The following is an 11,906-nucleotide window of genomic DNA, read 5'->3' as shown; positions in this document are numbered from 1 at the left end:
CGGGGGAGTATAGCGGCAACGGGGCGGCGAAAGAATTGGTGCGTTGCGGACGTGCCCGGAGGTGCCGGGCGCGTTGGATCACTGGCGGCGTGGCGGCAGCAGGCGCGTCAGCCGGGCTTCGAGGCGGCGCTTGAATTCGGCTTCGATCTGCGGCACGAAATCGTCGATCACATCCTGCAGGATCAACTGCGCGGCGGCGCGCAGCTCATTGTCCAGCTGCATCAGCTCCGGGTTGCCGGCAGGTGTTATGCGCTGGCGGATGGCGTTCGCCAGCGGCTGGGTGGCTGCGGGCACCGGTGCGGCTTCGGCTGGCTGCGTCAGGGTTGCCGTCGGAGCGACCGGGGCGGCCTGGAACAGGGGCTGCTGGGCTGGTGGCGTCTCGCTAGCCGGAGGCACCGGCGCGGGCTCGACGATCTCGGACAGCAGTGGAATGCCGTCGGCATCCAGGGTGTCGGTGAGCAGGGGAGGCTCGGCGCCGCCGGGCTCGTTATCGAGCAGGGCCCGGATGGACTCGAGGTCGTCCAGCAAGTGTGCCGGCTTGGGGGGAGGCTTGGGGGTATCCATGGTACGGCTACGGCTAGAGTTCGACTCGTTTCGGATCATAGCCCCGCTGGCGGTAGCTGCGGAAATTCTCCCGGCAGGCGGCAAGCAGGGTAGGTTCCTGGTTGACGATCTCGATGACCCGGCTGAAACGGTCGACGTGGGGGGAAATGGTCGGGGCGAGGTTGATCAGCAGGCCCTGCTGGGTGGCCGGTGCCTCGTCCAGGGCCAGCACCACCGGGGCCGTGGCGTCGTCGTCGATAAGGCAGTGGGGGATGAAGCTTTCGGCGCGGAAGCGCCAGAGCAGTTCGTCCAGCTCATCACGCTGGGCGGTATCGGTGCAGCGCAGGAGGACCGGCAGCCCATGCCGCCAGCCCTTGGCGGCCAACTGGCAGGCCGCGCGCAGGCGGTCCGCCGGGTTGGCCGAGGAGAGTACGTAGAACTCTATCCTCACTTGATGCGGTCCAGCAGGTACTGGGTGAGCAGCGGCACCGGACGACCCGTGGCGCCCTTGTCCTTGCCACCGCTGACCCAGGCGGTGCCGGCGATGTCCAGGTGCGCCCAGTGGTACTTCTTGGCGAAGCGCGACAGGAAGCAGCCAGCGGTGATGGTGCCGGCCTTCGGACCGCCAATGTTGGCGATGTCGGCGAAGGGGCTGTCCAGCTGCTCTTGGTATTCGTCGAACAGCGGCAGCTGCCAGGCACGGTCGTCGGCGTATTCGCCGGCCTTGAGGATCTGCTTCACCAGCGCGTCGTTGTTGCCCATCAGGCCCGAGGTATTGCTGCCCAGGGCGACGATGCAGGCGCCGGTGAGGGTGGCGATGTCGATCACGGCCTGGGGCTTGAAGCGCTCGGCGTAGGTCAGGGTGTCGCACAGCACCAGGCGGCCTTCGGCGTCGGTGTTGAGGATCTCGACGGTCTGGCCGCTCATGCTGGTGACGATGTCGCCCGGGCGGGTGGCGCCGCCGCTGGGCATGTTCTCGGCACAGGCCAGCAGGCCCACCAGGTTGATCGGCAGCTGCAGCTCGAGCACGGCGCGGAAGGTGCCGAGCACGCTGGCGGCGCCGCACATGTCGTACTTCATCTCGTCCATGCCGGCAGCCGGCTTGATGCTGATGCCGCCGGTGTCGAAGGTGATGCCTTTGCCGACCAGGGCGAAGGGCTTGTCGTCCTTCTTGCCGCCCTGGTAGTTGAGCACGATCATCCGCGGCGGCTGGGCGCTGCCCTGGGCCACGGCGAGGAAGGCGCCGGCGCCCAGTTCCTTGAGTTTCTTCTCGTCCAGCACCTCTACCTTGAGGTTCTTGTGCGCCTTGGCCAGGGCCTTGGCTTGTTCGGCGATAAAGCTCGGGTGGCAGAGGTTCGGCGGCAGGTTGCCGAGGTCGCGGGTGAAGGCCATGCCGTTGGCGATGGCCTGGGCATGCAGGCTGCCACGTTCGACCTCGGCCTGGTCGGCCTTCTCCACCAGCAGGGTGACTTTCTTGAGGGCCTTGGGATCGGCCTTCTGGCTCTTGAAGCGGTCGAAGACGTAGGCTCCGTCGGCCAGGGTTTCCACCATCAGGCGAGCCTTGCCATAGGCATCGCGGCCTTTCACAGCGAGCTCGGACAGGGACAGGGTCGCATCGCTGCCGCCGAGGCCTTTCAGTACGCCGTTGGCTGCGGCGATCATTTTGCGGAATTGGCGGTCAGAGAGCTCGCGCTCCTTGCCACTGCCCACCAGCAGCACGCGTTCGGCCTTGAGGTTGGGGAGGCTGTGCAGGAGCAGGGTCTGGCCCACCTTGCCGGCCAGGTCGCCGCGCTTGAGCAGGGTGCTGATGGCACCGCCAGCTGCAGCGTCCACGGCCTGAGCGGCTGCGCCGAGCTTGCGTCCTTCGCCGACGGCGACGACCAGCGTGGCGGTTTTCAGGGTTTCCAGACGGGCGCTTTTGACTAGGAATTCCATGACATGTGTCCCCAAGACAAAGAGCCGGGATTGCAGGATAATGCCGGCTATTTTTTCAGTGGCCCGTCAGAACGGCGGGCTGGCCATAAAGCGGCTAGTTTGAGCGTAGCCGCCCGAGCCTGACAACCCTGGAGTGTCTGGTTTTGATTGTCTTCCGTTATCTCTCCCGCGAGGTCCTGGTTACCCTGAGCGCGGTCAGTGCCGTGCTGCTGGTGATCATCATGAGCGGCCGTTTCATCAAGTATCTGGCGCAGGCCGCACAGGGAGCCCTGGACCCCAGTGTGCTGTTCCTGATCATGGGCTTCCGGATTCCCGGCTTCCTCCAACTGATCCTGCCCCTCGGGTTGTTCCTCGGTTTCCTGCTGGCCTATGGCCGGCTCTACCTCGAAAGCGAAATGACCGTCCTGAGCGCCACGGGCATGAGCCAGCAGCGCCTGATGGCCTACAGCCTGGCGCCGGCCCTGCTGGTCGCGCTGCTCGTGGCCTGGCTGAGCCTGGGCCTGGCGCCCCAGGGTGTATCCCAGGTGGCGCGCATCCTCAATGAGCAGGATGCCCTGACCGAACTGGATACCCTGGTTCCCGGACGCTTCCAGGCCCTCAAGGGTGGTGGCCGGGTGACCTATACCGAAACCCTGTCCAGTGATCGCGGCGAGCTGGGCGGCGTATTCATCTCGGAGAAGCGCATTTCGCGGCAGGATGGCAAGGACCGTGGCATTGGTGTGCTGGTGGCGGAGAAGGGCCACCAGGAGATCCAGCCGGACGGCAGCCGCTACCTGATCCTCAAGAACGGCTACCGCTACGACGGCAATCCCGGCAAGGCGGACTACCGCATCATTCAGTACGAAACCTACGGCGTGCTGCTGCCCAAGCCGGAGATCAGCTCCGAGATCGGCGAGCGCGAGGCGGTGCCCACCTCCGAACTGATCGGCAGCAAGGACCCGCGCTATCAGGCCGAGCTGCAGTGGCGCCTGTCCATTCCGCTGCTGGTGTTCGTGGTCACGCTGCTGGCGGTGCCGCTGTCCAGGGTCAATCCGCGCCAGGGCCGCTTCCTCAAGCTGCTGCCGGCGATCCTGCTTTATATGGCCTACCTGGCCCTGCTGATCGCCGCGCGTGGCCAGCTGGACAAGGCACGCATTCCCATGGCGCTTGGCCTGTGGTGGGTGCATGGCCTGTTCTTCGCCGTCGGCCTCTTGATGTTGTACTGGGAGCCTCTGCGCCTGAAGTGGGCGGCTCGTCGTGATGCCCGTGAGGTGGCCCATGGTTAGGTTGGATCGTTACATCGGCACCAGCGTTTTCTTCGGCATCCTCGCGGTGCTGGGGATCATAGTCAGCCTCGCTGCGCTGTTCGCCTTCATCGACGAACTGGGCGATGTGGGGGGCGATTACGGCGTGATGGCCGCCGCCTGGTACGTTTTCCTCACCCTGCCGCGCCGTGTCTACGACATGCTGCCCATGGCGGCCCTGATCGGCAGCCTGATCGGTCTCGGTGCGCTGGCCAGCAGCAGCGAGCTGACGGTGATGCGTGCCGCCGGCGTGTCCATTGGTCGCATCGTCTGGGCGGTGATGAAGCCCATGCTGGTGCTGATGCTGGCTGGCGTGCTGATTGGCGAGTATGTCGCCCCCTGGAGTGAAAACCTGGCCCAGGCCAATCGCTCCCTGGCCCAGGGTGGCGGGGATGCGCAGAGCTCCAAGCGCGGTCTCTGGCATCGCCAGGGCGAAGAGTTCGTCCATATCAACGCCGTGCAGCCAAACGGCGTGCTCTACGGCGTGACACGCTATCGCTTCGATGGCGAGCGTCACATGCAATCGGCCAGCTTCGCCAGGCGTGCGCTGTATCAGGGCGAGTACTGGCAGCTGGAGGATGTGACCACGACCCATTTCCGTGGCGATCACACCGAAGTGGTCAACAACGTCAGCGAACGCTGGGATGTCGAACTCAAGCCGGAGCTGCTCGGCACCGTGGTCATGGAGCCCGAGGCGCTGTCGATCACCGGCCTCTGGCGCTACACCCACTATCTGGCGGAACAGGGGCTGAACAACGGCCGTTACTGGCTGGCGTTCTGGACCAAGGTCCTGCAGCCGTTGGTCACCGGGGCCCTCGTGCTGATGGCGATTTCGTTCATCTTCGGTCCGCTGCGCTCGGTGACCCTGGGGCAGCGGGTGTTCACCGGCGTGGTGATCGGCTTCGTGGTGCGCATCAGTCAGGACCTGCTCGGACCGTCCAGCCTGGTGTTCGGCTTCTCGCCGCTGTTCGCGGTGCTGGTGCCGGCGGGCGTCTGTGCCCTGGCTGGCCTCTGGTTGCTGAGGCGCGCGGGCTGATTCCCCATCGACGCAAGAAAAAGCCGGCTTTCGCCGTAATGCTGTACACATAAGAACGCCGCTTATCCCTCCGGGTAAGCGGCGTTGCTGCTTTCTGCAGCGGGGAACGCTGTAGGAGCCAGCTTGCTGGCGAATGGGAAAGCTTCGCGAGCAAGCTCGCTCCTACAACAACAGCTACACCGCAGTTGGCGCTGCGTGACTGAACAGCATCAGGCTTTCGCCGGCTTTTTCATGGGTTATTTCTTGTGGGCATCCTTGGGGATACGGACCACCTCGCTTTCCGAGTAAATGTCGTGCCAGGTGCGCTTCTGCTTGTCCCTGAGGCACCAGAAGAAACCAAGGCCCAGCGCCAGCCAGGAACCGATGGCGATTACGAACCGCAGCAGCGCCTGCCACAGGCTGATGGCCGAGCCGTCCCTGTTCTGTACGCGGATGCCCCAGACCTGCATGCCGAGGGTCTGGCCGTTGTGGGTCCAGAACTTGGCGAAGAAGCCGAACAGCGCGAAGACCAGCAGCGTGGAAAGCAGCGGATCGCCCGACAGGGCGCCCTGGTCGGCCAGTTGACGCAGACGTTCGCCGCCGTAGATCAGGCGCAGCACTACCTGCTGGTAGATCAGGGTGACCACCATCAGCAGGGCGACGCAGAGGAGGAAGTCGTAGAAGATCGCGGCGAAGCGGCGAATAAGCCCGGCGGCGGGGAAATCGCCCTGGGGGCGCAGCTGATGTTTCGGCATTGCGGGCTCTTGGCGTGTGGAGGGCGCGCCATTCTAACAGCCGATTCGCAGGCACAAAAAAGCCCCTGATGATTCCATCAGGGGCCTTCGGCGACGCTCAGGTAATCAGTTGACTACTTGAACCTTGTCAGCCTGCATGCCTTTCTGGCCTTGTACGGCTTCGAAGGTGACCTTCTGGCCTTCTTTCAGGCTACGGAAGCCCGAGCCTTCGATGGCGCGGAAGTGAACGAACAGATCCGGGCCGCTTTCCGGGGTGATGAAACCAAAACCTTTCTCGTCGTTGAACCACTTGACGGTGCCGGTTTGACGATTCGACATATCTTTTTCCTTGAAACTGAAGTTGATGACAGCCTGCTGTTCACTGACGCGGCAGAAGGGCTGGAAACTGGTTGCAAAGAGGTAAGAGAAGTCGAGCGGGATGTAGCGGATCTGGTGATCTACCGCATCAGGTCACGATTCAACAGCGACCCATGCAAACACAGTTGGCCAACTCTACGTAGTTTTTGAGGAATTGCCAATCCCCGTCAGGCCAAACTTTACCGGCGGTAGATTGCCTTGCGAACGAGCGGGAAATACGGGAGGGAGGCCCTTTCAGGCCTGGAGATATCGTGGTGCCCCGGGAGAGACTCGAACTCTCACTCTGTCGCCAGAAACGGATTTTGAATCCGCCGCGTCTACCATTCCGCCACCGAGGCACGATGGCCGCGCAGTATAGGGAGGCGCTCTGGGCCGGTCAATCCGTCTTCGTGGTCAGGATCGGGCATTTCCTGTACTATCTGCGCCCCTGCGACACGACCCCCACCCATGCGCGTAGCCGACTTCCACTTCGAGCTTCCTGAAGCTCTTATCGCCCGTCATCCCCTGGCCGAGCGCCGCGCCAGCCGTCTCCTCGTGCTGGATGGCGAAACCGGCGCCCTGAACCATCGCCATTTCACTGACCTGCTGGAGTACCTGCGCCCCGGCGATCTGATGGTGTTCAACAATACCCGGGTGATTCCGGCGCGGCTGTTCGGCCAGAAGGCTTCCGGCGGCAAGCTGGAAATCCTCGTCGAGCGGGTGCTGGACAGCCATCGCGTGCTGGCCCACGTGCGTTCCAGCAAGTCGCCCAAGCCGGGTTCGACCCTGCTGATCGACGGTGGCGGCGAAGCTGAGATGCTCGCCCGGCATGATGCCCTGTTCGAGCTGAAGTTCGCCGAGGAAGTGCTGCCGCTGCTGGAGCGCGTCGGCCACATGCCGTTGCCTCCCTATATAGACAGGCCTGACGAGGACGCCGACCGCGAGCGTTACCAGACCGTCTACGCCCGCCACTCGGGCGCCGTCGCAGCGCCGACCGCCGGGCTGCACTTCGACCAGGCCCTGCTGGACGCCATCGCCGCGAAGGGCGTGGAGAGCGCTTTCGTCACCCTGCATGTGGGCGCCGGTACGTTCCAGCCGGTGCGGGTAGAGCGCATCGAGGATCACCACATGCACCACGAATGGCTCGAAGTAGGCCAGGACGTGGTGGATGCCGTGGCTGCCTGCCATGCTCGCGGCGGACGGGTCATCGCTGTCGGCACCACCAGTGTGCGTTCCCTGGAAAGCGCTGCACGGGATGGCCAGCTCAAGGCCTTCAGCGGCGATACCGACATATTCCTGTACCCGGGTCGGCCCTTCCATGTGGTCGATGCCCTGGTCACCAACTTCCACTTGCCCGAATCCACCTTGCTGATGCTGGTGTCGGCCTTCGCCGGTTATCCGGAGACCATGGCTGCCTACGCCGCCGCAGTGGAGCAGGGCTACCGATTCTTCAGTTACGGTGATGCGATGTTCATCACCCGCAATCCCGCCCCGCGCGGACCCGAGGACCAAGCATGACGCGCACCTGCCGGATGAACTTCGAGTTGCTGGCCACCGACGGCAAGGCCCGTCGCGGCCGCCTGACCTTCCCCCGGGGTGTGGTCGAGACGCCCGCCTTCATGCCTGTAGGAACCTACGGTACCGTGAAGGGGATGCTGCCGCGCGATATCGAAGGCATCGGCGCGCAGATCATCCTCGGCAACACTTTCCACCTCTGGCTGCGTCCGGGCATGGAGGTGATCAAGCGCCATGGTGACCTGCATGACTTCATGCAATGGCAGGGCCCCATCCTCACTGACTCCGGTGGTTTCCAGGTGTTCAGCCTGGGCGCCATGCGCAAGATCAAGGAGGAGGGCGTGACCTTCGCCTCTCCGGTGGACGGCGCCAAGGTGTTCATGGGCCCCGAGGAATCGATGCAGGTCCAGCGCGACCTGGGCTCCGACATCGTGATGATCTTCGACGAGTGCACGCCCTATCCGGCGGACTTCGATACCGCCAGGCGTTCCATGGAGTTGTCGTTGCGTTGGGCCAGGCGTTCCAAGGTGGCTCACGGTGAAAACACCGCCGCGCTCTTCGGCATCGTCCAGGGCGGCATGCACGAAGAACTACGCCTGCGCTCCCTGGAAGGCCTCAGCGAGATCGGCTTCGACGGCCTGGCCATTGGTGGTCTCTCCGTGGGCGAGCCGAAGGAAGAGATGATTCGCGTGCTGGACTACCTGCCCGGCCAGATGCCGGCGGACAAGCCGCGCTACCTGATGGGCGTCGGCAAGCCGGAAGACCTGGTGGAGGGCGTGCGTCGCGGTGTGGATATGTTCGACTGCGTAATGCCTACCCGTAACGCGCGAAACGGCCACCTGTTCATCGACACCGGCGTGCTGAAAATCCGCAATTCGGTGCACAAGCATGACGAGTCCACGCTGGACCCGACCTGCGACTGTTACACCTGCAAACACTTCTCCCGCGCCTATCTGCACCATCTGGACAAATGCGGCGAAATGCTCGGCAGCATGTTGAATACAATCCACAACTTGCGGCATTACCAGCGCCTGATGGCTAGTTTGCGCGAGGCAATTCAACAGGGTAAATTGGCCGCCTTTGTCGATGCCTTCTATGCCAAGCGCGGACTACCGACTCCGCCCCTGGACTGATAAAGCTGCATTCTTCCGAGTCGATTTTTCATATTTCCGCAACAGGAGTGCTACATGAGCTTTCTGATTCCCGCCGCCTACGCCGATGCTGCCGCACCGGCTGCCGCCGGCCCCGCCGGTACCGGCTTCGAGTGGGTTTTCCTGATCGGTTTCCTGGTCATCTTCTATCTGATGATCTGGCGTCCCCAGGCCAAGCGCGCCAAGGAGCACAAGAACCTCCTCGGCAGCCTGCAGAAGGGTGACGAAGTGGTCACCTCCGGCGGCATCGCCGGCAAGGTCACCAAGGTTGCCGATGACTTCGTAGTCATCGAAGTGTCCGACAACGTAGAGCTGAAGTTCCAGAAGGCGGCTATCGCGGCGACCCTGCCGAAGGGCACCCTGAAAGCCATCTGAGGATCCATGGATCAACACCGACGGGGCGCCAACTGGCGCCCCGCGTCATAACGGGCGGAGTCATGCTCAACAAGTACCCACTGTGGAAATATCTGCTGATCCTGGCGGTGCTGGCGATCGGCCTGGTCTATTCCGCACCCAATCTCTATCCGGATGATCCGGCGATCCAGATCAGCGGCACCAGTACCGCGCTGAAGATCCAGCAAGCGGATCTGGACAAGGCAAGCGAAGCGCTGAAACAGGCCGGCATCGAACTCAAATCCGCCAGCGTCGGCCAGACCGGCGGCCTGCTGCGCCTGACCAGGCTGGGTGACCAGCTCCCGGCCAAGGACGTGGTGCGCAAGGCCCTTGGCGACGACTACGTGGTCGCGCTGAACCTGGCTCCGACCACTCCGGACTGGCTGCGCAAGCTGGGCGCCGCACCGATGAAGCTCGGTCTGGACCTCTCGGGTGGTGTGCACTTCCTGCTGGAAGTGGACATGGAGAAGGCCGTCGATGCGCGCCTGAAGGTCTCCGAAGGCGAAGTCCGTACCCTGCTGCGCAAGGAGCGTGTCCGCTATCGCAGTCTGCCGGCCCAGAAGAACGGCTTCCAGCTCGGCTTCGCCGACCAGGAGTCCCTGGACAAGGCCCTGTCGCTGATCCGCAAGAGCTTCAACGACTTCGACATCACCACCTCCGTTCGTGGTGGCCAGCAGGTCCTGCAGCTGAGCCTGACCCAGGCCAAGCTGGCGGAGATCCGCGAATACTCCATCAAGCAGAACCTGACCACCGTCCGCAACCGCGTCAATGAACTGGGCGTGGCCGAGCCGCTGGTGCAGCGTCAGGGTGCCAACCGCATCGTGGTCGAGCTGCCGGGCGTGCAGGATACCGCCGAAGCCAAGCGTATCCTCGGCAAGACCGCCAACCTGGAGTTCCGCCTCGCTGCCGAGCCGACTGCCAGCAAGGCGTCGACCGAATCCTTCGAGTTCCGTGAGCCCGGCCGTCCCGCCGTGGCACTGGAGCGCGGGCTGATCATCACCGGTGACCAGGTGACCGACGCCCAGGCCAGCTACGACGAAAACGGTCGTCCGCAGGTGAACATCCGTCTCGACGGCCACGGCGGCGAGCTGATGAGCCGCGCCACCCGCAACAACGTGGGTCGCAGCATGGCGGTGATCTTCATCGAGCAGCGCCCGGTTACCCGCTACGTGACCCAGGAGGTCGACGGCGTCCAGAAGGAAGTGGCGGTACAGAGCTTCAAGGAAGAGAAGAAGATCATCAGCCTGGCGACCATCCAGTCGCCGCTGGGCAGCCAGTTCCGCATCACTGGCCTGGACGGTCAGGGAGAGTCCTCGGAACTGGCCCTGCTGCTGCGTGCCGGTGGCTTGGCCGCACCGATGTACTTCGCCGAAGAACGCACCATCGGTCCGAGCCTTGGCGCCGAGAACATCCTCAAGGGCATCGAATCCACCGAGTGGGCGATGGTCTTCGTGTCGCTGTTCATCATCGCCATCTACCGGTTCTTCGGCTTCCTGGCCACCATCGCCCTGGCGTTCAACCTGGTGCTGCTGGTGGGCCTGATGTCGGTGATCGGGGCCACCCTGACCCTGCCGGGCATCGCCGGTATCGTGCTGACCCTGGGTATGGCGGTGGACGCCAACGTGCTCATCTACTCGCGGATACGCGAAGAGCTGGGCAACGGCCTGTCGGTTCAGCGTGCGATCCACGAAGGCTTCGACCGTGCCTACACCGCGATCGTCGACAGTAACCTCACCACCCTGCTGGTGGGCGGCATCCTGTTCGCCCTCGGTACCGGTCCGATCAAGGGCTTTGCCGTGACCATGTCGCTCGGGATCATCACCTCGATGTTCACTGCCATCATGTTCACCCGCGGCATGGTCAACCTGATCTTCGGTGGCCGCAACTTCAAGAAACTGTGGATTTGAGGCCTGCCATGATCAAGTCAACCATCCGTTTCATGGCGATACGCAACGTTGCGTTCGCCATTACCGTGCTCATCAGCCTGGTCGGTATCGGCAGCCTGTTCGCCAAGGGCCTGAACTTCGGCCTGGACTTCACTGGCGGAACCCTGATCGAGCTGTCCTACGAGAAACCGGCGAACCTTGAACTGATCAAGCAGGAGCTGGGTCAGGTGGGCTATCCGGATGCCGTGGTGCAGAGCTTCGGTGCCTCCACCGACGTGCTGGTGCGTCTGGCTGGCGACGACCCGCAGCTGGGCAACAAGATTGCCGAATCCCTGCGCAAGGTCGATGCCGAGAGTAAGTTCGAGCTCAAGCGCGTCGAGTTCGTCGGCCCGCAGGTGGGCGAGGAGCTGCGTGACCAGGGCGGCCTGGCCATGCTCCTGGCCCTGGGCGGCATCCTGCTGTACCTGGCCTTTCGCTTCCAGTGGAAGTTCGGCGTGGGCGCCATTGCGTCGCTGGTGCACGACGTGATCGTCACCCTGGGTATCCTGGCGTTCTTCCAGGTGCCCTTCGACCTCACCGTGCTCGCCGCGGTCCTGGCGATGATCGGCTACTCGCTGAACGACACCATCATCATCTTCGACCGTATCCGCGAGAACTTCCGCGTACTGCGCCGTGCGGACCTGATCGAGAACATCGACGTGTCCTGCACCCAGACCTTGCTGCGGACCATCGCGACCTCGGTTTCCACCGCGCTGGCGCTGGTCGCCCTGCTGATTTTCGGTGGCGACAGCCTGCATGGCTTCGCCTTGTCGCTGCTGGTCGGTGTGGTGGTGGGTACCTATTCCTCCATCTACATCAGCGCCCCGGTGCTGATCTGGCTGAAGCTGACCTCCGAGGACCTGATTCCGCCGGCGAATACCGCCGAGGTGGACGACCGTCCCTGAGGTGCTCAGGTGCCATGTACGAGGCCCGGCAATGCCGGGCCTCGTCGTTTCTGCTGTATGAGACTGGCGTCCCACTTGTCGGAATAATCCTATAGGTTCGGGAACTCGGGTTTTCTTCGCCCATCCAAGGCAGGGAGTAGGGCATGCAGG

General features: G+C 63.6%; 12 protein-coding genes and 1 tRNA gene. 7 read left to right on the top strand and 6 right to left on the bottom strand.

The features are described from left to right. Positions 1 to 78 precede the first annotated feature (78 nt). The 3 genes from ACFW0B_RS01290 to ACFW0B_RS01280 are packed head-to-tail and all read right to left on the bottom strand — an operon-like array spanning position 79 to position 2,478. The gene (locus ACFW0B_RS01290) at positions 79 to 564 is read right to left on the bottom strand and encodes a DNA polymerase III subunit chi (protein ID WP_449146147.1); all 486 of its coding nucleotides are present in this window, start codon (positions 562 to 564) and stop codon (positions 79 to 81) included. A 13-nt stretch (positions 565 to 577) separates the two neighbouring features. Next, on the bottom strand, positions 578 to 994 hold the full coding sequence (locus tag ACFW0B_RS01285) for a DNA polymerase III subunit chi (RefSeq protein WP_449146146.1): 417 nt from the start codon (positions 992 to 994) through the stop codon (positions 578 to 580). Continuing rightward, positions 991 to 2,478: a leucyl aminopeptidase gene (locus ACFW0B_RS01280; RefSeq protein ID WP_449146145.1), complete on the bottom strand. Its 1,488-nt coding sequence runs from the start codon at positions 2,476 to 2,478 to the stop codon at positions 991 to 993. The genes ACFW0B_RS01285 and ACFW0B_RS01280 overlap by 4 nt, the downstream gene beginning before the upstream one ends. A gap of 143 nt (positions 2,479 to 2,621) precedes the next feature. On the opposite strand from ACFW0B_RS01280, the gene lptF reads away from it, so the two are divergent. Next, complete coding sequence (gene lptF / locus ACFW0B_RS01275; protein WP_449146144.1) at positions 2,622 to 3,743, top strand: LPS export ABC transporter permease LptF; 1,122 nt, start codon at positions 2,622 to 2,624, stop codon at positions 3,741 to 3,743. Then, positions 3,736 to 4,797 carry an LPS export ABC transporter permease LptG gene (lptG, locus tag ACFW0B_RS01270; protein ID WP_449146143.1) on the top strand — a complete coding sequence of 354 codons (1,062 nt, stop codon included), beginning with the start codon at positions 3,736 to 3,738 and terminating at the stop codon, positions 4,795 to 4,797. Before lptF ends, lptG begins: the two co-directional genes overlap by 8 nt. Positions 4,798 to 5,033: 236 nt before the next feature. Here the strand turns inward: lptG and ACFW0B_RS01265 are convergent, their stop codons facing one another. The 3 genes from ACFW0B_RS01265 to ACFW0B_RS01255 all read right to left on the bottom strand — a co-directional run bounded on the left by ACFW0B_RS01265 (position 5,034) and on the right by ACFW0B_RS01255 (position 6,226). After that, positions 5,034 to 5,531, bottom strand: coding sequence for an RDD family protein (locus ACFW0B_RS01265; protein ID WP_449146142.1), 498 nt, complete (start codon positions 5,529 to 5,531; stop codon positions 5,034 to 5,036). Between the two features lie 105 nt (positions 5,532 to 5,636). Beyond that, positions 5,637 to 5,849 (bottom strand): cold-shock protein, encoded by a 213-nt coding sequence (locus ACFW0B_RS01260; RefSeq protein WP_016491057.1) that lies wholly within the window; start codon positions 5,847 to 5,849, stop codon positions 5,637 to 5,639. Between the two features lie 291 nt (positions 5,850 to 6,140). Then, positions 6,141 to 6,226, bottom strand: a tRNA-Leu gene (locus ACFW0B_RS01255). Between the two features lie 109 nt (positions 6,227 to 6,335). Here ACFW0B_RS01255 and queA point away from each other — a divergent pair. The 5 genes from queA (at position 6,336) to secF (ending at position 11,756) form a co-directional block, all read left to right on the top strand. After that, positions 6,336 to 7,385 (top strand): tRNA preQ1(34) S-adenosylmethionine ribosyltransferase-isomerase QueA, encoded by a 1,050-nt coding sequence (gene queA, locus ACFW0B_RS01250; protein WP_449146141.1) that lies wholly within the window; start codon positions 6,336 to 6,338, stop codon positions 7,383 to 7,385. 14 nt (positions 7,386 to 7,399) lie between these two features. Continuing rightward, positions 7,400 to 8,515, top strand: a complete 1,116-nt coding sequence (gene tgt, locus ACFW0B_RS01245) for a tRNA guanosine(34) transglycosylase Tgt (RefSeq protein WP_449146295.1) — start codon at positions 7,400 to 7,402, stop codon at positions 8,513 to 8,515. A gap of 54 nt (positions 8,516 to 8,569) precedes the next feature. Then, entirely contained in the window at positions 8,570 to 8,908 is a 339-nt protein-coding gene (yajC, locus tag ACFW0B_RS01240) for a preprotein translocase subunit YajC (protein ID WP_449146140.1), read from the top strand. 62 nt (positions 8,909 to 8,970) lie between these two features. Further along, positions 8,971 to 10,833, top strand: coding sequence for a protein translocase subunit SecD (gene secD, locus ACFW0B_RS01235; protein WP_449146139.1), 1,863 nt, complete (start codon positions 8,971 to 8,973; stop codon positions 10,831 to 10,833). A gap of 8 nt (positions 10,834 to 10,841) precedes the next feature. Continuing rightward, positions 10,842 to 11,756: a protein translocase subunit SecF gene (gene secF / locus ACFW0B_RS01230; protein ID WP_449146138.1), complete on the top strand. Its 915-nt coding sequence runs from the start codon at positions 10,842 to 10,844 to the stop codon at positions 11,754 to 11,756. Positions 11,757 to 11,906 lie beyond the last annotated feature (150 nt).

The organism is Metapseudomonas phytobenefica (assembly GCF_043392685.1).
Lineage (GTDB): Bacteria > Pseudomonadota > Gammaproteobacteria > Pseudomonadales > Pseudomonadaceae > Metapseudomonas.
Note: the sequence above shows the minus strand (reverse complement) of the source record. Positions and strands in the feature narration are given on the sequence as shown.